We start from the raw sequence: 22,873 nt of genomic DNA, 5'->3' as shown, positions 1-22,873 counted from the left end.
ATCCATGAGATCTTTTAGGAGTTCTCGATGCATTTGGAAGATGACTCTTAGTCCTTCGTCTATGGTAAATATGACATGACGATGATTGACTTGTACGACCTCTTCCACGATCATTCGGCTCCATTCCTCGGTCTCGCCACTCGAACAAGTTGTGCAAAACCGTCCTTTACAGCGATACGGCACGATCCTTACATCATGGCAACCTTCACATACCAGAAGCTTGAAACCATTTTTTGGATCCCCGCATCTGTGAAATTTCTCCACCTCTTTTATAACGATGGCTCGTAAACGTTCTTTATGCTTTTCTGAGAACGTTTCCCAATGCTTATGTTTATCGAAAAATATTTCTCTTAAAATGTTCTCTTTCATACTTCTATAATACCAAATTCGCAAGTAAAGGGGGGACCCTAAACTTATACTTTCTGATACGTTAAAAAAATTAATCCGAAAATGATTAACCCCTTTTTGTAAGATTGCATACTTTTGTTCCACCTTCTCCCTTAATCTATTAATAGAGTTCTCATTTCTCATTTATTAATTCATAGATGAAGGGCTTGACCAAATTAATCAGCCAAGCCCTAATGTTAATGCAACTTCAAAAAATGCTTCTTAAATAAAACCGTCTTAGGAATTCTTCACCCCTTAATACCAGATCACATGCTGCGAGAAGAGTGCTATTATTTAATGAGACTTGCCTCTGTTTCTGACGTAAAAAGCCCCTCCTGTGACCCAGGAAAACCAAGGATCATGGAAAAAGTATAAGTAACCAATTTTGTTCTTCAATTTTTGTGATGAACTCCCTTTCGTGCCTAGCGTGCTCTTCTAGGGACCAGGTCATCTCAAATAAGGATACCACCCATCATCTGAATAGAACTCATGCTCTCTCCTAAGAATATCGCAGCCATTATCACTGCTGAAATCGGGTCAATATAGCTTAAAACCGCGATGGTCTCCTAACAACAAGGCTAGCGCCAATCAAGAACAAACTTCCGATAACACCTCTTAGGAACGCAATTTGGCTTGATGATAGATTGATTTCCTTCACGAACACCCCAATGCTTCCGAAGATGAGCATTGCAGTTATGATTTTAAGCTGTCCTGTCACTTTTATCTCTCCTGTCTGCCGAACTATCCAATAATAACTCCTTTCTTCACAACCTAATTCCCCATATAAAACAGGACCTCAGGTCAAGTTTAACTCGTAGGTTTGTTCAACTAGTTCCTTGCCCCACATCTTGACGTCATGCTCCGTCACTTTCCTAAATCCTGCTTTGGTGTACATCTTTATCGCTGTTTCTCGATCTTTTGTAGTCTCCAGAAATACCTTCTGATATCCTCTCTCCTTACAGTAGTTAATAGCTTCATTGAGCAGCGTTTTTCCAAGGCCAAGGCGTCTGACTGATGGATGTAGGATGAACCACCTTAACTGAACCAGTTTCGCTGAATGTTCGACGATGGCAATGGCACCCATCATTTTGCTATTGAGTTCTGCAAACCAGAATCTGTCCTTTTCAGGACTATAGTTTTGGAATAAATTATAAAAAGTTTTGCACACATAGCCTTCAAACGCATGGTTATGTCCACATTCTTCGGCATAAATCCTGCCATGCAATCGAATCAAATCACCTACATCTCCTGGTCTCAATTCACAACGGATTTTAACCTCTTCGCCTGAAAAGATAGGTTTTGCGGTGAGGGCATTTTCGATGGTTTTCATGCTTTCCGCAACGTTCATACGATCTCGTTCCGGGACGCTATTGATCAATCGCTGGATTTGACCGTTGGAGAGGGAATCCAGCTTCCTAAGGGTATCTTTCCCTATATCTGTCAGGTTTAGATAGTATAGACGTCCATCCTCTGGGGACTGTACTCTGTATAGAAGAGTTTCCTTCCTAAAGCGTTTGATGATCCTACTTAGATAGCCCGGGTCAATCCTAAGCGTTTCGATTAGATCCATGGCCGTACAATTCTTCCTATGTCCGATCTCGTATAGAACGCGCACTTCCGCCAGTGAAAAGTCACTATCCGGCATATGCCGATCCAGCAGTCCCAAAATATTGGTATAGAACCGATTGAATCTTCGAATGGTATGAATCAAGGGCTTATCAACAGAGTTCATGAATGTACCTCCAAAAATTTAATTTTGAGATAATTATAGGAGAAATAGTTGACAAAGTCAACTATTTCTCCTGAAAAGAACTTTCAACCTAACAATTTGGCACTCAATTTTGTATACCGTAAAAATTGCCGCTTCAGTTATTAGGATGAAACGGCAATTATACTAAGAGTCCTCCTTTGCCGCGTGGCGAACAGGGGGACAGGTTCCTTGTTTCTTTCCCTTGTTTTTTTAAATTGACTTTCTGAATAGTTTTTAACCTAAACTTTACTTGGCGATAATTTCTCGTTAACAACTATAATATATAATGGAGTAAACGTTTAAATAGGCGTTATTAACAAAAGTAATGAGGTGTTATTATGGAACTGTTGGTTGATTTGCATACTCATACCATTGCAAGCGGACATGCGTATAGTACTATTACAGAAAATGCGTTAGCGGCCTCACGCAGAGGACTTAAATTATTGGGAATGGCAGACCACGGCCCAAGTATGCCAGGTGCTCCTCATCTTTTTCATTTTGACAACTTGTCAATTCTACCGGATGAGCTATCTGGAGTTAAAATTTTACCTGGAGTAGAAGCCAATATCACGAACCATGAAGGCGAATTAGATATGCCGTTAAGATATTTAGCCTATTTGAGACTGATTCTCGTCGGCCTACATCCGATCTGTTATCCGGGTGGGACATGTGAACAAAACACTCAAGCTTATATTAAAGCAATGGAAAATCCCTATACAGATATGATGGTTCATCCTGGGCGACCGGATTTTGAGATGGATCTTGAAAAAATCGCACACGCTTCTGCCCTTTTAAATATCCCTGTAGAGGTTAATAATAGTTCACTTTCAACGATTAAAGAAAAAGGTAGAGCACGGGAAAACTGCCGTTCTATTGCTCGTTACATGGCAAAGTATAAAGGTCCTGTAATTTTAGGAAGTGATGCTCACTTTTGGGATCGAGTCGGTGAATTTAGCGAAGCTGTAGAGTTGGTTCGTGAGGTTGGGATTTCTCAACATCAGATTCTTAACACTTCCCCTGAACGAGTCTTGGGTTATTTAGATTTCCGTCGTAAACACCGCATAGAATTTAATCTAGAATCGCTTAAGCATAGACTAAGTATTGCTTAGATGTCAGAATAAGTAATTCCAATCAGTACGCACGTACTAAAAGCTGCCGTAAATAATAAACGGCAGCTTTTAGTGTATTGGATACCATATCTACTTAGAAATGAAATTAGCCCTCATTTTTTCTGGCCCTGACTAGTCGGAGAGACCACACCATAGTTTAGGTGTATAGGTACTCCCGGCGGAACTATGAGAAAATCTTCATCCCATTCTTCCAAGAATGCCTTAGTAATCAATTTCAAAGTACCGGGAACAATTCCCTGCTTAAGATTTAACTTTGTTGCGAACTCAGCTGTCCTGTTCATTACGAACTCTAAATTATAAGTTCCCGTGTCAATGAAATTGAGGTTGGAATAATGCGCAAACATAGCTCGGAAAATCCGCAAGGCTCTGTCCTCACCGTATTTCTCTAAGCACTTTTCATACTCCCAGTAGATATTTTTCTCATACCGCAACCAACCATCTGTCAAATAAAAGGCTGGGGTCTCCGCACTTAGGGCTAGACGATTCTTATTTCCACCGAGCAACAAGGATATACAATCTTCAACCTTTGGCACTACTAATCGGGCCTGTGCAGAAACAAGACCCTCGATGCTATTGCCACAATATCCAAACAACAGAAGAATATTCTCCGCGCCACTAATCTTGTCGATTTCTTCTTGGATTCTTCCCTTCAACTGAGAAGGATAATTGTGTAGACCTGATTCAACCCACACGATAGGGAAAGGGACCGGCAAGGTCTTGTAGACAGCCTTAAGTTCGTCCTCAATTGTTTGACAGGCTATGCCCACTGTTTTCAAGACAACCACCTCGCTTCTATTTCCCATGAGATTCACATTATGTGATCTGAGCTTATTAACTATTGAACAATATTAAGGCTACATAGGAAACAGTATTTTTCCCATTGGTATAGGGTATTCCAGAGGCTTTCACCAAGTCCATTACGTCAATTCCATTAGCCTCAACGGATGACACGGCCTTATCTGGAAAATTACATTTCTCTCCCACTAAATAGGCACACTTTGTACAATAGGTACATGGACCCGCATTCAACGGAAGGATTTCTTTAAAATCATAGTTTTTCTCCATACACTCCAGTATTTTTCTGAATATCTTCGTATGATTAACTCCTCCCTCTAGCATCCCTTTCCAGTCAAGAGAACTTGCTATGGGATGGACTGTCTGGAACAAAAGACCCTGCTTAAAACTCAAGGCCCTTTCTTTCAATTTTTGGAAAGGTCCTACAGCGGGAGGGCACATCCAGTTTTTATTGTAAGAACCACATGAATTCTGTTCACATAGCTTTCTGAAATCCTCATTAAACTTGATCTCAGTCACTTCGGCAATTGAAGCATGGGTTGCATTTAATGCTAAGGCGTCTTTGACTAGATTGCTTATAATAGTTTCCATAACAATTGCCCCACTTTTTATTTCGTTACGCTAATACTAGCATTTTGTGGCAATGCCAAACCGGCTGCCACTTCCACCGTTTTCAGTATTCCAGAAACTCCAGGACAGCTAGGATGCGGGCTATATTTCGCAAAAATTTCATAAACCTTCCCAGTATGAAGTTTATTCAGAATTTCTTTGTAGGCATCAACTTCCGTTAACTCGTTGGCGATCTTTTGGTAATTAGGACAATCGCTTGTTATCTCTAATTTTATCAGTTTACTTCTTCGAGAGTCAAATTGACTACCATCACTCACTGCCTTGACATGGATGGTAAACCCGCAAGCCCCACTGTGGATTATTCCTGTTGCCATCTTGGTGCCTCCAATACTTGCAATAAAAGTAGGTCCCGAATGTTTAATTGACTATTTTCCTTACAAGTGCATTATCGCATTATTTATTCAAGAAGTCCCGTACAATGCTGATTTCAGCCGTCGGGACTCCTTGATTCGATGCGAACTTATCATATCGCAACATGTCCAAGGGTTAGAAGGTACCTTTAATGCAGAAACCAATTTATTTTGGCAGTAATACACTACTTCTATTATCCGCAAGTTTCGTACTGACTCCCATGATCATAATACAGCTGATTCCCATTAAAACGCCATCTAAAATTAAGGGCGTTCCCCAGCTTCCTGTACTATCTCGAATGGCACCCGAAATCACCGGCGATAATACTGCACCAATTTCAGATACAAGATTCAGCATTCCAAACGCTGCTCCGCGCAAATGAACGGGTGCAATTTCTGAAGTAAGGGCATGGGCAACCGCTTGCAACGCGAAAAAGATTAAACCAGAAACAAAGAGAATGACCGATTGCACAACCATATCATTTCTTCCGGACATGACATAAGCTGCAAAGACAAAGATAAACACCGTCAAAAGTGCTTCCATCGCGATTAAGACATTGCGACGACCATTCGGTTTATGGGCTACCATATCGGAGATTTTTCCACCTAAAGGAAAACCGATTACCCCAGCAATAGCATTGAAAGAAATAACCAATAAGGCCGAAGTTAGAGTACCGCCACCAAACTCTTTGATTACGGCGCCTCCCCAAAAACCATAGAACCAGAGGTGCCATAATATCGCTATATATGAAATATAGATAAGGACAAGATTTTTGTCCCTTAATATCGGGTTAACTTCATTCCCTTTCTTGATAAAGATAAAGGCAATTAGTACAAACGCTAGACACGTTAAGAGAATGGCAATGATCACATCATTTAAGTGTAGAGCATTCGTTATAAAATAGACAGCCATAATGGCCACAAAGAATACGCTAGAATACTTCAGCAAATTGAAGAAAGCCTTGCCAAAATTCTCAGAACCAATTTTCCCTTGAGGTCTCAGTGCCTTCCGAATAATGAAGGCGACGATAATTGTGACTGTCCCCAAGATAAGAAAGGGCGCTTTCCAAGCATTGACACCCATGGAAGGTTGAGCCCATTCTATTAAGTATACTGTTCCTACCAGAGCGGCAGACAAACCTACTGTAAGTCCGCCCATGACTACTCCCATGCCTAAACCAAGCTTATTGGGAGGAGTGACTTCTGCAACTAGGGAGCGGTCATTTGAATAAAGTACTCCCTCACCTAATCCGGTGAGGACCCGCAAGGCAATAAAAGCCACTAAGCCACCAGTCAATCCCGTTAATAGAGTGGTAATTCCCGCCCAAAAAATACTGATAACCACAATCGTCCTATAACCAAACTTGTCCCCAAAGTAACCTCCGGGAAATTGGGTCAGCATATATCCAGCGAAAAATAAGCTTCCTAGCAAACCACCAAGAGCATGAGGATTACTGGCAGCTTCTAAAAAACCAACTTCGTTAGCAATCATCCAAGTAACGACTGGCCCCGTCAGAGTCCTGTCAGCATAGGAAACTACCCATCCAATAAAGAGCATTAGCCAGATTGTATGATACCTTTGCCATCCTTTTTCTTTCTGCGCTGTCATGCAACCATCTCCTCCTATGATACCTATTTGATAGGCAAGAAGTAGTTATACCTTCTTCTGACTGAATATTTCATCTACCGTTTGAACCTTTGCTAAATCAGATAGTTGCTTTGCGATAGATACAATCTCATCACTCGTAGCTGCCATTTCCTCAGTTGCTGCAGCTTGGTTTTCCGATGAAAGGCTTGTTCTATTGATTCCTCCACTGATAAACTCAATCGCCTCTTTTATTTCTAAAAGCGACCCTGCCACCTTTTCTGCTGACTCCTTACTTAAGCTTGAGAGTTTGCCCATTTCTTTAGCTACGACACTAAATCCTCTGCCTGCCTCTCCCGCCCTCGCTGCTTCTATAGATGCATTTAAGGCTAGGAGGTTTGAATGTTTGGATATGCTTTTAATATCCTCTATTATGCCATCGATGGCCTTTATCTTTTTTTCAGTTTGCGAGCTGAATTCATCCATTTCTCTGATAAACGTTGATAGTTGTTGTGAACTTGAAGCAATTTCCTCAATACCAGCGTTCAATTGTTCCATAGAGGAAAAGAGCTTAGAAGTACCTTCTTCGATTTTTGCTTCTTTTTCGATACTTTTAGAAACCGATACTATGGCAACGACCTCTCTATTTTCGTCAAAGACTGGGGTAAGAAGACCTTTGGCAGGAACTCCGAAGAATCTTGTAGGAACTATTGACGGTAATTGTTCTTTGGATTTCTTTACCAAATTAAAATTTTCCATATTCTTAATTGGATCCCCAGCTTTGGAAGGCATTTTAAGTTGACCTGGTGCATAGGCCGCGATAATCTCTTTTCTAAGATCGAACACAATAACGGTAATATCGTCCTGCATAACCTCATTTAAGCTTGGCATTATCTCAATAAATTTTTGGAGATCTCTTTCTTCCATATACCTAACCCCTTTATCAACGAATGATTTCGCTCTGGATTTGAATCCATTCATTCAAGCTTTAATTACAATAAGAGAGATGGGCTTAATCATCTCTCTTATTTGAAATCCTTCAAAACGAAAACTATCTTAGCCGTTAATCTAGGCTTTTCTAGCAGCAATTTCTTCTTGCATTTTAGCCAGACTTTGAGGTGTAATTTTATAAAGGAAAATAATGAACATCAAACCTGCAAGCATAATAATCGCTGGAATTAGAGTTAACCCGTTTTTGATAGATTCTACTAGTACTGGTGTAGCCTTCATATTTGCAACATATCCTGCACCCGCCAGCACTCCTGTGATTATAACACTTCTTACAAGAATTGCCGTCTTGATTGGAAAACTAATTAGAGACATGATGAATCCTCTGGCATTCTTGCCGGTTTTCCATTCACCATAATCAACCGTCGATGAATACATAACAACACCCAAAGCATCAGGCATTCCATATCCTAAATAGGCAATGAACATGATGATCATGAAGGAAACATAATTCATAGGTAAGGCCCATACCGCCAAAAGCCCGACTATAAAGATTGAAAGTGACAAAATATAGACATTTCTCTCACCAAACTTCTTAGCAAGTGGATTTGCAATCAAAGCACCAACGAAGGTAACAACGTTAAGCCCCGTCATGAAAATCGCGATAACAGCCAGATTATTGACAACATATTTAAAATAATAGAACGCTAATCCAAAGATAACAAACCTACCTAAATATCTGCCAAGTTCACCCAACATCAAACCCATGAGTGGCGGATTGACTACGATCTGTTTCAGCATCTCGCTAATAGGCATTTTTTCGGCAGGTTTTCCTGTTTGAGCAGAGGTTCCGTGGAAAGCATAGTCTTTGGTCATAAAGAACAAGGAAAAATAACAAGCAATCATGACAATTCCAGTAATTATAACGGTTAGCGTATATCCTGTCGCAGGGTCTTTTCCTTCGCCAAGGGCCAAGATCATCTTCATACCGATTAAGGAAAACGCGATAGCACCTAAGGAATTGAACATCCCCCTGTTTGTAGACATAGCAATTCTTTCTTCTCTGACCGTTGTCATGGAGGAATTCAAGGCAACATGTCCAGCATAAAAAATGTTCCAGATTAAATGACTGACGACAAATCCGACAGTAATAATAATAGCATTCATTGTTGGGGAGCCGATTTTAGAAAACTGCAAAATAAAGAACAATGCCGCAAATGGAGGTCCTACAAGTAACCATGAACGGTATTTACCCCACCTCATATTACTCTTTTCCAATATTATTCCTGCAGTAGGAACCCATAAGATATCAAAAATACTGGTGATCATCAATACAGTACCAACCAGGGCCATTGGAAGTTTTGCAAAATCTGTTAGAAATGCTGCAAAAAAGAATACCTCCATATTGACAAATAACTGAAACCCAAAGGAAGGTAATCCATAAAGATTAATAATCGACTTTTTTAATCCTTTTCCCATTATAAATCTCCTCTCAAAATCAAATTTATTAGACTAACCTAGGTTACCCTGTATCTTGTCCTTTTCTCACCTCCTTTATATCTAGAAACTAAATACGAGACCCAACAAAGAATATTCTGAACTATCTTAAGGCAAGTACGGGCAACCTCCGTCCTCGATAAAGCATTCTTTTGCAGCAATGTGCATAATAGTCCCTACGAGGTCAGGTGTTGCCCTATAACCAACTCTTAAAATCAAATTAACTTACAATAACAAATCCATAATAAACACAAACATAGCGTCTTCATACTTTTCGATTTTTGGGGCGATTGCGTGTGCAGGCTTTCCCTCTAATTCCGGGTGCTCTGCTAAATATTCTTCCCAAGTCTCATAATATTTCGAATCCATTTTATCCTCTCCCCCCAGTATTAGTAGGTTCCGTTTTCATGAACATACTCCAAGACAGCTCTAAGGTTTTCTACAACTGGACCATTGGCTTCCAGATGGATAATGCTCTTGTCCGCTTGCCACCAATACCGTCCTCCTGGGGCAAGAATGTCTAATAATTCTTTGGCCTTATCTACACACTGTTCCTTAGTTCCCGTTTGCAACATAGTCACTGGATAGAAGCCAGAAATAATGTGTTTTTTACCCAGCTTTTCCTTAACAAGCTTGGCATCTCCGTATTCAAACCTCATAATTGTGTTTTCTGGTAATTCATACAGATAGTCGAGGTATCTCATCCAGTCGTGTTCCACAAACAATTGGACATTTTGGCCCATTCCAGCCAATGTCTCGACTAACTTTTTAAAGGTTGGCCAATATAAGGTTGCAAAATCTTTATCCCGCAAATAGGGAGCCATGTGTAGTGGAATAAACGTATAGCCTAGCATTGAAGGATTTGGCAAAGTCCCTTTCTTAATCATCAGTGGTAATACCGCTTCGCAGGCTGCCACTATCTTATCCGGATATCGCCTGACATCACCCGAAATTCCTTTAAAACTTCTCAGGAAGTCTGCCATAAAATCAAATGGAGCTTCAGTTAAGGCACCGATCATGGTGGCATAGCCATATTTTGCATTCAGTTTTGCTCTAATCGATCCGAGGTATGCCAAGTCATCAGATTGAGCCCGCATTGCTTTAGCTAAGGTCATTGCCACTTTACCGGGCTCCCCGTTAAAACCGGTGTATAAACGTGGCAAAACTGTTTCAACAATACAATCATACGGGGATGCGATAAACTGGTCATATTCCTCAGCCAACAAACCCACGACTTCTGGATGCTGCATGAATCCGCTGGAACTCATGACAATAGGGGTTGACCCAAGAATTTGATAGTGTGAGGGAATTCGGATAGAACCACCAGGATAAGTGTCGGTATAGAAATCTTGACAGAACTTATCATAAACGGGCTCTAACTTCGTTAAATCCCATTGACATTCAGCTAGGTCCAAACCAGCGTATTGAATAGCAAAATCTTGAGTTGCTGGGTTGCTGATCGGTACTCTTTTGGGAGTTTTTCCGCTGAATAGATCGCGGAAGATCTGATTTCGTTCATTCGTCATAACTGCGGCATCTGTCATATTATTTCACCCACCCTTGACAAGTTTTCAGCCCTTCAGCAGCGTTTGTCGTGAAAGCATCCGCACCGATTTGCTTACAAGCGTCTTCATTAACAGGATTCCCGCCAATAATTATTTTTACACTGTCTCTTAGACCTGCTTCGTTTAGGGCATTAACTATCTTTTTCATGGAATCAATAGCAAGGGTCAGAACGCCACTCATCCCAATGATTTGTGGTTTAACTTCTTTCACCTTCTCGACAAAGGCGTTGGGCGATACGTCAATCCCTAGGTCGTACACCTCAAAGCCTGCGGCTTCTGCCATACTACCGAAAATATTCTTCCCAATATCGTGCAAATCTCCCTCAACTGTACCAATAACAATAGAACCAACTTTTTGCGAGGCAACACCAGTTAACACAGGTTTTAGTAATTCAATCGTTTTGGATAGTAATTCTCCGGCAAAAATCAAGTCCCCAACGTAGTATTCGTTCTTTTCAAACAGCTCTCCGACAATCGCCATACCTTGCTGGCAGGCAAAAACAATCTTTTGGGCATCTTCACCACTAGGGTTTGTAGCTACAAAATCGTTGATCATAGTTAAAATGGCTTTTTCATCGAGATCTCCTACCGCTTGAGTTAATACCTGTAAGTCGAGCATAATTAAACCTCCTCAAATCTTAATGAATTGTTGAAATATTATTTGTTTTGATAACATGTTTTATCCGAACAGTCAGAGCAATCTAACAAATTAGAATATACTAATATCTAACTGTATATACAAGATTCGTTAAAAAAAATTCCATTACACGTATTACGCTTCAACCTTTAGAGGGCCGATCTTATTTTTGCGGTAAGCATTCAAGTAATTTCTACAAAAGCGATCTTTCCCCAGTAACGCATCTGTAACATACAGTGTCGTCACCATATCCCGACTACAGGGATCCAAGATGGCAGAATCCATACCTGCATTGATTGCAAGGGTTAAGAAGTGTTGATTAACCACTTTTCTTAAAGGCATTCCGAAAGATATATTGCTTAAACCAGAAGTTACTTTAATAGTAGGATATAAGGTTTTCACTTCTTTTAAGGTCTCGACAAAGTTTAATAGAGATTGATTATCTGCAGATAGCGCCATCACAAGAGGGTCAATGTGGATCCTATCAGGGGTAATATCATAAGTTAGAGCCTTTTCAACCATAACTTTTGTAATGTCTACCCTTGTCTGAATGTCTTTCGGAATGCCCCTACTATCACACGTCAGTGCAATAACTTCCCATTTTGTCCCTTTAATGATCGGGTAGATTATTTCGCATTTTCCACCTTCTTCAGAAACGGAGTTAATCAATCCAGGGCGTTTAGCATAGGGGAAAACCTTTTCAATAACTAGTGGATTTGGACTATCGATACACAACGGCGTATCCACTGCGTTCTGAACAATGTCCATTAGCCATAGTAAAGTATCTACTTCGACATCTGGTGCAGTACTAGCACATATATCAAGATAATCAGCGCCTGCCTCAGCCTGCATTAAGGCAAGATTTCTAATGAATTCTTCGTCCTTTTGCTCTATGGCCTTTTTGACACTTGGTATGGTTCCATTTATTTTTTCGCCAATGATAATCATTTAAGTTTCCTCCTTTGATGTCATAGCTATTCCTGTATATACATGTCTTATGGCATTATATTATCAATATTCAATTATTTTGTCAAATATTCTTTTTCACAATCCCTTTCTTTAGAAATCTGTCATCATTTAGGAAATTTCCTAAAAACTATTTGCTTGGCATCGCAGCTTAAGTGTCCCAATAATCAAGACTCGAATAGAGCTATCGAGATCAGACACAGCCAGGAATAAAAAAGAAGCAAAGAACTATTTTATCAGTTCAGTGCTTCAATTTACTAATATGCATCCATTTTTTCTGGCTATTTAATGTTAAAATATGTGCATTCACCGAAAATACTATTGAATCTAGGGTAACTGCCCAATTCGACAAATTTAACAACGTTAGCGATATCCCTGGCTCTACGGAATTCACCTGAAGAAAGCAATGCTAATTTAGAGCCGGTACCGGCTGCATTACCGATCATTTTAATTTTACTTTCCAGTTCAAGAGGAATCAATCCTATGACACAGGCGCTATGCGGGGTCAAGTAGTTTCCAAAGGCACCGGCTAACAGAACTTCATTAATGTCTTGGGCTTGGATACCATAGGTCTCCATTAGAACTCTAACCCCTGCCGCCATAGCTCCCTTGGCCATCTGAAGTTCCCTGATATCACTTTGGGTAATCATAATAGGTCTGCCGTGACCGGTTGAATCTGCTTCAGCAAGCAAAAATGCTCCTTGCCCCTCATACTGTATGAGATTTTCCTTAAACCTTTGGGCCACAGGATTAGTCAGTTGCTCGAATTCCAAGAATTTCCCTCTCTTATTAAGAATACCGAGTTCCACCAACCCTGCGACCGTATCAAGTAAAGCAGAACCGCACACTCCTAAGGGTTTTTCTCCCCCAATTACGGAATACTCAAGCTTGTCCCGATAATACACATGGTCTATTGCCCCAACGGCGCCCCTCATCCCACTACTGATCTGAGCCCCTTCAAAGGCCGGGCCTGCAGCAGCCGAACAAGCAACCATCTTTTCTTTTGAGCCAAGCGCAATCTCACCATTAGTACCAATATCAATAACGAGCTTAATATCTTCACTTCGATCTAACTCAGTGGCTAACAACACTGCTACCGTGTCAGCCCCCACAAAGCCTGCAATATTGGGTAGCATGAAGACTTTCCCGGCCTGATTGATGCTAATATTAAGTTCCGAAGCATCTAATACCAAAGGCTCACTGAGGGCAGGTACATAAGGGGACACCGCAATACTCTGAGGATTTATGCCTAGAAAGATATGATGCATACACGTGTTCCCTGCGATAGAAATCCCATAGATTTGATTTCTGAGAATAGAAGCTTTTTGTGCCGCTTCTACAATTAGTTTATTAATGGCCTCAACCACAGCACTCTGCAATTTTATTAGACCATTTTCTTCATGGTTCGCAAAGGTAAGCCGAGAAATAACATCTGCCCCAAACGTAGTCTGGGGATTAAGGGTAGAAACCACACTTAACTCTTTCCCAGAATAAAGATCGAGCAAATAACCCACAATGGTAGTGGTTCCAATATCGAAGGCCATTCCGAGCATCGTTTTCGTGGAATCCTGTGCTTCGATTCCAGCTACTGTACTTTCATACATTACAGCGGTGATGAGGTTATTGGCCCCTCTAAGGACATCTGGCATCTGTCTTAAAATGGAGACCGTTGACTCTAATTCGTGATCCTTATACCCTTGTTTAACTAAACCTTCCTTTAAGCGACGCCAATCAGAACTCTGAGTCTCACGAGAAGGCTTATCAACTTCAATAAATACTTTGTGGAGTTGAGGCGCTATTTGAAATGCCCTTTCCTCAGACGCTATTAAGATATTGTGAGCAAGTTTTTTTTGGTTTGGAAGCTCCACTATTAAATCATTGTGTACAGTAGTCAGGCACGCTAAACGAATACCTTCGTCTACTTCCTTAACCTGAAGCATTTCTTGTTCTCTGATAACCGGTGTCGTCAATCCCTTAGAAATTTTGACCCGACATTTTCCGCATGTTCCTCTACCGCCGCAGAGGAAATCAAACTCTAAGCCTACATCATTCATGGCTTCCTTTAGTGTGCTACCTTCTGCGACTTCTAACGAAACGTCACCAGGTTGAAAAACCACATTATAATAGTTCAAAAAGATCCCTCCACCTTGTGTCATTAAACGATTAATCACTTCTACCCTGCAATTTTATATAGTCTCCTCTATAGCTAGTCACCCCTATGCCAATTGGCTTATTTTCATTGTTGTAGAGCTTCTGCTCAACAACCAATAAGGCAAGTTCATCGTAAATATTGAGATAGCGCTTAATTTCTGTGTTAGGTATCTGAGCACTAATACTTATTCTTTTCTTTAATGCAAAAATGGGCATACTATTCGATACCATTTCTTGGAATGTAGCCTGTTCAATTTCCTTTTCAACAATAGGCATACCTTTACTATAAAGCAAATATTTAACATCATAAGCTATAGGGCTTCCATCTGTATAGAATAACCTGCGAATCATAATAACATGCTTATTTCTGGTAATTTGCAACTCATCTGCTAACTTTTCGTCAGGCATGATAATCGTTACTTCCAATAATCGTGCTTTATCAACACTGTTAATAGGGTTATTCATCTCATCATAATGTAACGTATATTTGTTTACTTCCGGTTTTTGGACGTAGTTACCTTTACCAGGAACAGAAAAGATATATCCTTCACTTGCCAAAATAGCCAGACCTTTTCTGACCGTCATTCGGCTAACACCATATTCTTTACAAAGTGCGGCTTCTGGCGGAACGGTATCACCTGGTTTTAATACTGCGCTGTTTACCTTCTTCTTGATATCTTCAACAATTCTGATATAAACCGGATCAGCCATTCCCTTCTACTCCTTGCCCATTACCAGCATTCACCCATTCCCTACACAATTTAGCCCCTACTGAAGCATCTGTAGCAAAGCCATCCGCACCGATGAACCTGAAGGCATCTTGTGTGAGATGATTAGCACCAATAATGATCTTAACTTTATCCCTTAGATGTGCTTCCACCATAGAATTTACGACTTCTTTCATTTCATCTACGGTACTCGTTAATACACCACTCAGCGCCAAAATATCCGGGTTATGTTTCTCGACATTTTTCACAAAGATTTCTCTTGAGACATCGACCCCAAGATCAATCACATCAAAGCCATATGCCTCTAGCATATACCTAAAAATGTCTTTCCCGATATCGTGTATATCTCCTTTAACAGTTCCAATAACGATTTTTCCCGACTTCTTATCATAGGTTCGATGAAAAAAATCAGTCATTTCTTCTAGTTCCAATATTTGTCTAAAGATCAGTCCCGCCATGATCAAGTCTGCAATAAAATAGTCTCTACAATCATAAAGTATACCTACCCTCTTCATTCCCTCATTCATTAAATCGAGCAGATATATAGGGTCAATCCCATCATCTAAGGCTTCCTTAGCCAATCTTATTGAATTTTCTTCGTCTAACTGCTCCACGCAGCTAACCAACGATTCTTTGATGTTGTTTCTCATTCTCTTTCCTCCACAATAGGGTTTTACTGGCTTATATTGCCTGTAATTAGAATCTAGCGTTATATATACAGGTATACAGGAATATACAGATTAAATACTATATTCTAAAATTTGTTTTGTCAAATGATTACAGTAAGCATTTTTTTGCCTCGTTCATCAGGTGACTTAGCCGGCATTAATTCCGATCATTCTATTTTAAGTAAGTCAGTCAAAAATCCTTCTCGACCTGTTTGACTAAATAAGAAGTCAATCCCATAGTATGAAGCGATCCCCATCGCAACAGCCCAAATAAGAACACTGAAAGTCATCCAGAAAGTAATCTGCTTCCGTTTGCCTCCGAAACTCATGGCCAAGATTACACCAAGGTGACTCCCGATTAAGATCGGAGAAACAAGGGCCAAGCCAGGGAGACCATACTTATTCCATATATTAGAAGCCCGTTTTCCTCTTTTTTCCGAAGCAACTTCTCCTTTTTTCTCGTTACGTTTTTGCAACCAAGCTTTGACACGATCCATTATCAATATCACTAGCCAAATTGTAAGGATATTACCTAAAAATGCAATTACTGCAGTGTGTAGTCTTTGCTCTTGGTAATTTCAACAAACGGTATGAAAATAGTTAATAAGGCCAGAGGCAAAAATAAACCTGCTAATATACCTCCAGTCAATCGGGCTTTTCTATAGTTCTCTTTGTGATCAATTGCCTTACCCTGTAAGAGAGATTTTTTAAGATTACGAATAACTACATAATTTCGCATTACGGAATAAAAAACATATAGTTCAGCAATTATAACGAGCAGTTGCTGAACAAACGGACCCTTAGTCATAAATAAAAAAGGCTCATCAATTAAAATAAACATGCTAAACATAATGCCAAAGAATAGCAGCATTGCAATGGACATCATGATTAAATTAATTTTTAGTCGTTTATTTAAGTAGGACAAGGAAAAGCCTTGCTCAATTGGATCTGTATGTAATTCAGAGGTGCATAACTTCTCATCAGCAGAAAAAATATAAAAACTTTGCATATTTGTGACAATATCCCAACCGCAATCATGATAAACATCTAATTGTTCTTGTGAGGGTTTTTCCTTAATAATATCTATTATGTACTTGGTTTTCTTTGATTCTCCTCTTTCAAAGTGTACAAAAAATCGTCCGATTTTTTTTAAATGCAAACCCCTTTTAGCCATATCAGAAAACCAGTTTTCATTCCGACCAATAGCATAGATATCATCAAGCATTAGCCTTTTTACCAACTTGCCCATTTATGATCTCTCCTCTAATATTACTCCATCTTGAATCATATCCTTTAACCTTTTGTATTCTACATTGAGCGCGGTTCTGCCATCTTCAGTAATGGCGTAGGTTTTTCTTCGCCCATCATCATTTAATATTACAATCATTTCATCTTTTTGTAGTCGTGTAAGAACCCCATACAATGTTCCCGGACCCATTTTGATACGTCCATTTGATACTTGTTCAATCGCCGCCATCAGCTGATAACCATGATTAGGATTCATTAAGGCAAGGAGTATATAATACATTGCTTCCGTCATCGGACTACTTGTATATGACATTTTCCAACCTGCTTTCAGTATTATGCCGCGCGATATATCGCATAGCATAATACTATCGTGGCGGTATTTTTTTGTCAATACAAAAAGAGCTGCCACATGGCAACTCTTTTTGTTCAATCTTCTTTACAATTCATAAAAACAACACGTATCGTGAAACATGATTGTTTTTCAACCCAGTACCCAAGGAAATAGGGCTTCCTAGGGTACTGGGTTGTCTAATTTAACTTACTTTGGTCATTTGGATGATTGCCTTAAATAAATCTCCATCTATTTCAATGAGAAAACTTCCTTTTTGAATTTCTATTAGACTTTTGGCAATCGATAATCCTAACCCGCTACCTTGGCTGCTTCTAGATTCATCTCCCCTTTTAAAACGCTCCATTAGCTCATCAGAAGAAATATTAAGTTCATAGGCCGAGATATTTTTTATGATGAGCGTTACCCCGGTGCCTAAATCTATAATGTCAATATAGACTCTTGAACCTGCAAGCGCATATTTAAAGATATTGGATAACAGATTCTCGACAGCTCTCCACAACAATTTCCCGTCAGCTTGGATGTAAACTTTATCGGTAGGATGACTTAGCCGAAATTCTAACTTACTCTCTTGTAGTTTATCATCAAGTTCACCTAAGCCTTGGGTTATTAAAGAAACAAGATCTATTTTTTCAAAATTTACCGGTATAGTTCCACTGGAGGCCTTAGCTGCTTCAAACAAATCCTCAGTTAATACTTTTAACCGTTGCGACTTCTGGTCAAGTACTTCTAGGTATTCTTTTGCCTTTACCTGATCCGTTTCATACTTCAATAAATCAACATAGGTGATAATAGAGGTTAAGGGGGTTCTAATATCGTGAGATACATTAGTAATTAACTCTGCTTTTAAGCGTTCACTTTTGGTCTCACTTTCGACTGCTTTAGATAAACCGTCAGTGATGCTATTAATATCTGCAGCAAGTTTAGCAAACTCCCCATCTCCAGATAGATTAATAGTGTAGTGGATATCTCCCTCTTTTACTTGCTTTACCCCTTCTTTTATGGCATTGAATTCCTTTACTTTCTTAAAGGCAATCCATGCTGCAGCTCCTAGAGTGATTGGGAACATAAAGAATGTTATCGCTACTATGATTGGATAGCCTATAACTATTAAGACAACTTTTACTGCCACACTTCCAGTATTATAGATATCCTTGATAAATTTAAAAACACTATAAAAGATCTTATCAAAGATGTTAAAGATTAAGGTGTGCTTCATAAATGTCTTGTTTTTAAGATGTTTTACTAAAGATAGCACCAATCTTAAACCAAGGGTTGCTATTAGGACGGTTATTGGAAATATTAGTTCATATATTTTTAAATCCTCTACCGCAACCATGGCTCCAACCCATAATACAATCAGCAATAAACACGTACCAAGGGCAAAATCATTGTAGATTCTGTCGATAGAGTTAAAATGAACCCCTTGATCCTCATGTGGTTTTCTACCGATGACTAATACTAGATATATCAGAGCTATTGCCAGAACTAATAAAAAACCTGCGATTTGATAGAGACTATTAGTCGTAAAGATTTTGTTTTCTTTCCATTCTGCAGTCCTGGAATTTAAATACTCCTCAGTAAAAGCAATATACATAACGTCTTGTTGTCCTATTTGATAAGGACTTGATGTAATCCAGTAATAATGAGTGTTTTCTTGAATTTCTGCTGGAAAGACCTCTTGTTTAGAGCCCTCAAATATTATATAGGACGGATGGGATTTGAAATAATCTTTAGCTTTGTTAGAACTATTAGTTAATTCTTTTTCACCATTATTTGCATAATAGATAATGCCTTGATAGTTACCTAATCTTTGTAATGTTGAATTATAGTCATGTAACTCTTGTTTAATTAAATCTTCTTTGACCTGAGAAATTCTATCAGCATAAACTTCCTTGAATTTCTGAAAATTTTCCTCAGTGGTTAGATTCGGATTAAAGCTCTTCGAGTTGTATCCAAACTCTCTAAACAACTGGTTTTCCTGACTTAGAATTTGATCTTCTTGGAGAGTTCCTCCGCTTAAAATGTATTCCTCACTCTGGTAGTTTTCTAGCCTTCTCAAGTTCCTAACGACCTCTGAGCTGTCACTTAAGTAATCTCTCCCAAGATAATAGCTTTTTTCAAGTACAATTCTAAAATCACCCTTATGCAAGAGTACATTTAAAACTATTGTTATGGCACTAGTAAAACATAGTATTGCAATCATAAAGACAATAACCTTAGTTACCATTGCATGGCTATAGTTTCTCCACTTTATATCCAATTCCCCACACCACCTTCAAGTATTTTGGCTCTTTAGGATTTATTTCTATTCTCTCTCTTATTTTTCTTATATGAACTGCTACTGTATTTTCGGGACAAAAGGGAGTTTCCTTCCATACCTTTTCATAGATTTCATCGATGGAAAATACCCTTCCCGCATTGGCAGTCAATAGCTTTAATATTTTATATTGAACGGGAGTAAGTTTTACTTCCTCGCCGTCAACCGTTACCATCTTACACTCATCATCGATTAGGAGCTCACCTGTTTTATAGACATTGCTTTTGGTTTCCAGGCTCCCTAGTGATGTATATCTTCTAAGCTGGGACTTCACTCTGGCAATTAATTCTAAAGGGTTAAAGGGCTTAGTTATATAATCGTCCGCTCCCATATTTAGGCCAATTATTTTGTCAGTATCCTCAGATTTTGCTGAGAGCATAATGACAGGAATATTTTTATCCTCTCTGATCTTCATAGTTGCCCTCAAGCCGTCCATCTGAGGCATCATAACATCCATAATAACTAGATGTATTTCATTCTCTTCTATAACTTCTAGAGCTACTAGTCCATTTGACGCCTTAAATACTTTATAGCCTTCGTATTCTAAGTAGATTTTTATAGCATCTAATATTTCTTTATCATCATCGCAAACTAAGATATTCATGATGTATCACTCCCACCTATTGATTTGTTCAATCATATCACACCCTCTACTATTTGCTTTAGGTAATGATATCAACTAAATCTTACGATAGTCTCGTTATAATTCTTAAGAACTTCTTAAGGAATATAACGAGTTGTAATAAACTAACCACTTTTAATCAATATTCTCTATTTACACCAATTTCCTAGTCTTTATTTACTTCGAAGAAAAAAACCACGATCCCTGTATAAGGATTGTGGTTTCAAAGGCAGGCAAGGTTTGAAGGCATTAAGTTTATAGCACCTTTATAGTTTAAGTATCATTGCCTCAGTTTTACTCTAGAAAATCCTCCATACTTTCACGCGAAAGAGTCCACCTTAGTTTAATGGCTTGCAAAGCTACGCTGTAACTGATTTGGTCCCAGCTTTCCAAAGCATGATCCAAGTCAAAGCTAGTGCTGGCCATGAACAGATGTTGAGCAAGTAAAATAAGCGCTTTATGATTTCTCGCAAAACCCTGTTCTAAGATTTTATCAAAATCAATTTTTTCTAAAGTGGTATGTCTTTTTGTTGCGGACCAAATTTCCTTGGTTGAAGTTAGTATGTAATAGGCTGAATAATAGCCAGACTCGTTTGACTTTTTTTGTGTTAAAAGCTCCAAGAAATGTTCCTTGTGTTGGCTATTAGCATAGTAAATTTGTTCGAAATTCATGTCAAAATCAGTCTCCCTTTAATTTAATTATAGCGCTAAGCTGTTCCATACCTCAGCAGTAATTAAGTCTAGTATATACTTATTGGCTAATGACTACTACAATTTACCTGATCTACCAGCTCAATATGCCACTAATCCACCATTCAGACTCCCTTATTTTTCATTCCTTCATGTTCGTTGAATTCAGATAAAGAATTAGGGGTAAAGCAGGAATTTTTGCCAGAATGCAGAATCTATATAATGTTATCAAAATATTCAATATATTTATAGCTTCCTGTCGGTCAATTACTTTATAGCTTAGTTTTTTGTATCGTACTTTGTATTGTTACACTGCATTGGTACTATTCAACTGTAAACTTTACAAAGTGCTTTGACTATCTGATTAGGTAGAGGAGAGATGGATGTAGTGAAATTGGAACATGCAATTGCATTAGCCCCTGAACTGCAAGAGTGGTATGAACAACCCGTCTCAGTGTTCGTAATAGACAAAGAGAAAGTATTGCTTACCTCCTTTCATCCTGATCTGGACATTGGAGTCCGTCAAGGCGATTTAATGGAAAAATATCAACAATCAGGTGCTTATAAAGCTCTCCATACTGGGGAACGCGTGGTTGTCAAGGTTAATGATCTGACTCGATTCAAAATTCCCTATGTGTCAATCGCTGCACCGATTAGAGATGAGGGTCTGATCAAAGGCGCGATGTCTGTAGTGATTTCCACCGAGCAGTTTGATTCACTCTTATCTATGGGTGAGCAACTTCTAGAGGTAACGGAAACTGCATATGCTTACGCGCAGAACCTTTCATCCGAAAGTGAAGAAGTTGCAGCAAATGCTAAGAGCATGGATAATTCTACCGAGCAAGTACGTCATAAAATTGAGCACATGGCCGGAGTTCTAAAAAGTATTACGCACATTTCCGCTAAAAGTAAGATTCTAGGTATTAATGCATCGATTGAGGCGGCGCGGGCAGCAGAACATGGGCTAGGCTTCAGAATTGTAGCGAATGAGGTTCGCCAATTGGCGGATACTACTAATACGGCATCGACGGCGATTGAAAAAGATATTCAAAGGGTTAGGGAATCGATAGATCTTTTTGTTGACTCCATAAAGCAACAGAGAATAGTCAGCGAACAGCAAGTCAGCGAAATAGCTGAACTTACTGCGTCACTCAACAATATTACCAACTTAGCCCAAAATCTCGTTTCCATTGGAAGAAAAATCTGAATCGGCACAATCCTTGGCTTGATTTTCTTCGGACCCTTGGGTATCATAATTGGTCCCTTCCTAGGTGCTGTCGGGGCTGAATTGGTGCGTGGTATAGAAATAAATCAAGCAATCCGGGTTGGATTTGGCACTCTCGTCGGTATCCTCGGTGGAACAATTTTGAAATTAAGCGCTGAAATCTTAATGATTGTCTATTTCTTTATGCGTATTTGAACACTTTCACGGACTAGCTTCTCGGAGTATTAGATTTAAGTAGGGCTTGCTAACCAACCCTTTTTTCTCTTAGGCAACCAGAATATTACGATTTTCCGCCTTAATATCCAACTCAGACTTTGGGCAATCCGACAAGGGTGGATTGGCGCTATAGCCCTCACGCTTGTCTGGGGCTCGGCATATCCTATAGCGGGATCTGAAAAGACATTCCATAAAGGGATTGGCAGCCGGTATGAGGATGGAAATTTCCAACAGGACGCCTGAGCAAATCCCGTCCGAGGTTAACTTTATCAAGGAACAAAGCAGCAAAATGCTGCTTGGCAACGCCGTTGGGATCGGACGGCGTTTGACGGAAACCAAAGAGCTGGTACCCCATGGGGAGTGGCTCAAATGTCTGACTAAATCAGTGAGTTACTCCCCCCGTCGGGGAAGAGAGG

Annotated in this window: 26 protein-coding genes and 1 pseudogene; 5 read left to right on the top strand and 22 right to left on the bottom strand. The window is 39.4% G+C overall.

Features of this window, described 5'->3' with window-relative positions; all coding sequences use genetic code 11:
• The coding region (locus tag JL57_RS07470) for a transposase zinc-binding domain-containing protein (RefSeq protein WP_034141433.1) at positions 1-369 on the bottom strand (369 nt) is incomplete at its 3' end.
• A gap of 261 nt (positions 370-630) precedes the next feature.
• Here JL57_RS07470 and JL57_RS36295 point away from each other — a divergent pair.
• The gene (locus tag JL57_RS36295; protein WP_366556993.1) at positions 631-762 is read left to right on the top strand and encodes a hypothetical protein; all 132 of its coding nucleotides are present in this window, start codon (positions 631-633) and stop codon (positions 760-762) included.
• A gap of 77 nt (positions 763-839) precedes the next feature.
• Here the strand turns inward: JL57_RS36295 and JL57_RS36290 are convergent, their stop codons facing one another.
• Together JL57_RS36290 and JL57_RS07465 are read right to left on the bottom strand one after the other, a co-directional pair.
• Positions 840-905: a hypothetical protein gene (locus tag JL57_RS36290; protein WP_366556992.1), complete on the bottom strand. Its 66-nt coding sequence runs from the start codon at positions 903-905 to the stop codon at positions 840-842.
• A gap of 278 nt (positions 906-1,183) precedes the next feature.
• Positions 1,184-2,119, bottom strand: coding sequence for a bifunctional helix-turn-helix transcriptional regulator/GNAT family N-acetyltransferase (locus JL57_RS07465; RefSeq protein WP_034141426.1), 936 nt, complete (start codon positions 2,117-2,119; stop codon positions 1,184-1,186).
• Between the two features lie 356 nt (positions 2,120-2,475).
• Here JL57_RS07465 and JL57_RS07460 point away from each other — a divergent pair, with 356 nt between their 5' ends.
• Entirely contained in the window at positions 2,476-3,246 is a 771-nt protein-coding gene (locus tag JL57_RS07460; protein WP_034141425.1) for a phosphatase, read from the top strand.
• A 113-nt stretch (positions 3,247-3,359) separates the two neighbouring features.
• Here JL57_RS07460 and JL57_RS07455 read toward each other — a convergent pair whose 3' ends face one another.
• The 19 genes from JL57_RS07455 to JL57_RS07370 form a co-directional block, all read right to left on the bottom strand.
• Positions 3,360-4,034, bottom strand: a complete 675-nt coding sequence (locus JL57_RS07455) for a DUF1638 domain-containing protein (RefSeq protein WP_291299812.1) — start codon at positions 4,032-4,034, stop codon at positions 3,360-3,362.
• A 64-nt stretch (positions 4,035-4,098) separates the two neighbouring features.
• Entirely contained in the window at positions 4,099-4,653 is a 555-nt protein-coding gene (locus tag JL57_RS07450) for a DUF2284 domain-containing protein (protein ID WP_034141423.1), read from the bottom strand.
• A gap of 17 nt (positions 4,654-4,670) precedes the next feature.
• Complete coding sequence (locus JL57_RS07445) at positions 4,671-5,006, bottom strand: DUF6951 family protein (RefSeq protein ID WP_034141422.1); 336 nt, start codon at positions 5,004-5,006, stop codon at positions 4,671-4,673.
• A gap of 202 nt (positions 5,007-5,208) precedes the next feature.
• Positions 5,209-6,651, bottom strand: a complete 1,443-nt coding sequence (locus JL57_RS07440) for an MFS transporter (protein ID WP_034141421.1) — start codon at positions 6,649-6,651, stop codon at positions 5,209-5,211.
• 45 nt (positions 6,652-6,696) lie between these two features.
• Complete coding sequence (locus tag JL57_RS07435; protein ID WP_034141420.1) at positions 6,697-7,554, bottom strand: methyl-accepting chemotaxis protein; 858 nt, start codon at positions 7,552-7,554, stop codon at positions 6,697-6,699.
• 141 nt (positions 7,555-7,695) lie between these two features.
• The gene (locus tag JL57_RS07430) at positions 7,696-9,054 is read right to left on the bottom strand and encodes an MFS transporter (RefSeq protein WP_034141419.1); all 1,359 of its coding nucleotides are present in this window, start codon (positions 9,052-9,054) and stop codon (positions 7,696-7,698) included.
• Positions 9,055-9,297: 243 nt separating this feature from the next.
• Entirely contained in the window at positions 9,298-9,441 is a 144-nt protein-coding gene (locus JL57_RS33790; RefSeq protein ID WP_291299811.1) for a hypothetical protein, read from the bottom strand.
• A gap of 20 nt (positions 9,442-9,461) precedes the next feature.
• Positions 9,462-10,616, bottom strand: a complete 1,155-nt coding sequence (locus tag JL57_RS07425) for a uroporphyrinogen decarboxylase family protein (protein ID WP_034141418.1) — start codon at positions 10,614-10,616, stop codon at positions 9,462-9,464.
• A gap of 1 nt (position 10,617) precedes the next feature.
• Positions 10,618-11,256, bottom strand: a complete 639-nt coding sequence (locus JL57_RS07420; protein WP_034141417.1) for a B12-binding domain-containing protein — start codon at positions 11,254-11,256, stop codon at positions 10,618-10,620.
• Positions 11,257-11,409: 153 nt separating this feature from the next.
• A complete protein-coding gene (locus JL57_RS07415) occupies positions 11,410-12,222 on the bottom strand; it encodes a methyltetrahydrofolate cobalamin methyltransferase (RefSeq protein ID WP_034141416.1) in 813 nt (270 codons plus the stop codon).
• A gap of 299 nt (positions 12,223-12,521) precedes the next feature.
• Positions 12,522-14,372: an ASKHA domain-containing protein gene (locus JL57_RS07410; protein ID WP_034141432.1), complete on the bottom strand. Its 1,851-nt coding sequence runs from the start codon at positions 14,370-14,372 to the stop codon at positions 12,522-12,524.
• 31 nt (positions 14,373-14,403) lie between these two features.
• Positions 14,404-15,102: a GntR family transcriptional regulator gene (locus tag JL57_RS07405; protein WP_034141415.1), complete on the bottom strand. Its 699-nt coding sequence runs from the start codon at positions 15,100-15,102 to the stop codon at positions 14,404-14,406.
• A complete protein-coding gene (locus JL57_RS07400; RefSeq protein WP_034141414.1) occupies positions 15,095-15,769 on the bottom strand; it encodes a B12-binding domain-containing protein in 675 nt (224 codons plus the stop codon). Before JL57_RS07400 ends, JL57_RS07405 begins: the two co-directional genes overlap by 8 nt.
• Positions 15,770-15,954: 185 nt before the next feature.
• A complete protein-coding gene (locus JL57_RS07395; protein WP_291299810.1) occupies positions 15,955-16,296 on the bottom strand; it encodes a small multi-drug export protein in 342 nt (113 codons plus the stop codon).
• Between the two features lie 35 nt (positions 16,297-16,331).
• Positions 16,332-17,036, bottom strand: coding sequence for a DUF2812 domain-containing protein (locus JL57_RS07390; protein WP_291299809.1), 705 nt, complete (start codon positions 17,034-17,036; stop codon positions 16,332-16,334).
• Complete coding sequence (locus tag JL57_RS07385; RefSeq protein WP_034141429.1) at positions 17,037-17,348, bottom strand: PadR family transcriptional regulator; 312 nt, start codon at positions 17,346-17,348, stop codon at positions 17,037-17,039.
• Between the two features lie 220 nt (positions 17,349-17,568).
• Positions 17,569-19,647, bottom strand: coding sequence for a HAMP domain-containing sensor histidine kinase (locus tag JL57_RS07380; protein WP_034141413.1), 2,079 nt, complete (start codon positions 19,645-19,647; stop codon positions 17,569-17,571).
• Positions 19,622-20,308: a response regulator transcription factor gene (locus JL57_RS07375; protein WP_034141412.1), complete on the bottom strand. Its 687-nt coding sequence runs from the start codon at positions 20,306-20,308 to the stop codon at positions 19,622-19,624. The genes JL57_RS07380 and JL57_RS07375 overlap by 26 nt, the downstream gene beginning before the upstream one ends.
• 312 nt (positions 20,309-20,620) lie before the next feature.
• Positions 20,621-20,998: a hypothetical protein gene (locus JL57_RS07370; protein ID WP_034141411.1), complete on the bottom strand. Its 378-nt coding sequence runs from the start codon at positions 20,996-20,998 to the stop codon at positions 20,621-20,623.
• A 406-nt stretch (positions 20,999-21,404) separates the two neighbouring features.
• Between JL57_RS07370 and JL57_RS07365 the strand changes: the two genes are divergently transcribed.
• The 3 genes and pseudogenes from JL57_RS07365 to JL57_RS07355 form a co-directional block, all read left to right on the top strand.
• Entirely contained in the window at positions 21,405-22,223 is an 819-nt protein-coding gene (locus tag JL57_RS07365) for a methyl-accepting chemotaxis protein (protein WP_034141428.1), read from the top strand.
• Positions 22,224-22,436: pseudogene (locus JL57_RS07360) on the top strand (DUF456 domain-containing protein); the annotation flags it as partial.
• Between the two features lie 232 nt (positions 22,437-22,668).
• Positions 22,669-22,873 (top strand): DUF3102 domain-containing protein (locus JL57_RS07355; RefSeq protein ID WP_034141410.1); only part of this gene is annotated, 205 nt, incomplete at its 3' end.

The sequence above is a fragment of the Desulfosporosinus sp. BICA1-9 genome, from assembly GCF_000802135.1.
This window is presented reverse-complemented; position numbering and strand designations above follow the sequence as displayed.

Excerpts from the sequence above, each read along its gene's own strand:
- JL57_RS07460 (WP_034141425.1), top strand. The coding sequence starts at position 2,476 with ATGGAACTGTTGGTTGATTTGCATACTCATACCATTGCAAGCGGACAT.
- JL57_RS07390 (WP_291299809.1), bottom strand. The coding sequence starts at position 17,036 with ATGGGCAAGTTGGTAAAAAGGCTAATGCTTGATGATATCTATGCTATT.
- JL57_RS07370 (WP_034141411.1), bottom strand. The coding sequence starts at position 20,998 with ATGAATTTCGAACAAATTTACTATGCTAATAGCCAACACAAGGAACAT.
- JL57_RS07435 (WP_034141420.1), bottom strand. The coding sequence starts at position 7,554 with ATGGAAGAAAGAGATCTCCAAAAATTTATTGAGATAATGCCAAGCTTA.
- JL57_RS07405 (WP_034141415.1), bottom strand. The coding sequence starts at position 15,102 with ATGGCTGATCCGGTTTATATCAGAATTGTTGAAGATATCAAGAAGAAG.
- JL57_RS07445 (WP_034141422.1), bottom strand. The coding sequence starts at position 5,006 with ATGGCAACAGGAATAATCCACAGTGGGGCTTGCGGGTTTACCATCCAT.
- JL57_RS07425 (WP_034141418.1), bottom strand. The coding sequence starts at position 10,616 with ATGACAGATGCCGCAGTTATGACGAATGAACGAAATCAGATCTTCCGC.
- JL57_RS07400 (WP_034141414.1), bottom strand. The coding sequence starts at position 15,769 with ATGAGAAACAACATCAAAGAATCGTTGGTTAGCTGCGTGGAGCAGTTA.
- JL57_RS07375 (WP_034141412.1), bottom strand. The coding sequence starts at position 20,308 with ATGAATATCTTAGTTTGCGATGATGATAAAGAAATATTAGATGCTATA.
- JL57_RS07385 (WP_034141429.1), bottom strand. The coding sequence starts at position 17,348 with ATGTCATATACAAGTAGTCCGATGACGGAAGCAATGTATTATATACTC.
- JL57_RS07415 (WP_034141416.1), bottom strand. The coding sequence starts at position 12,222 with ATGATTATCATTGGCGAAAAAATAAATGGAACCATACCAAGTGTCAAA.
- JL57_RS07440 (WP_034141421.1), bottom strand. The coding sequence starts at position 6,651 with ATGACAGCGCAGAAAGAAAAAGGATGGCAAAGGTATCATACAATCTGG.
- JL57_RS07465 (WP_034141426.1), bottom strand. The coding sequence starts at position 2,119 with ATGAACTCTGTTGATAAGCCCTTGATTCATACCATTCGAAGATTCAAT.
- JL57_RS07430 (WP_034141419.1), bottom strand. The coding sequence starts at position 9,054 with ATGGGAAAAGGATTAAAAAAGTCGATTATTAATCTTTATGGATTACCT.
- JL57_RS07450 (WP_034141423.1), bottom strand. The coding sequence starts at position 4,653 with ATGGAAACTATTATAAGCAATCTAGTCAAAGACGCCTTAGCATTAAAT.
- JL57_RS33790 (WP_291299811.1), bottom strand. The coding sequence starts at position 9,441 with ATGGATTCGAAATATTATGAGACTTGGGAAGAATATTTAGCAGAGCAC.
- JL57_RS07420 (WP_034141417.1), bottom strand. The coding sequence starts at position 11,256 with ATGCTCGACTTACAGGTATTAACTCAAGCGGTAGGAGATCTCGATGAA.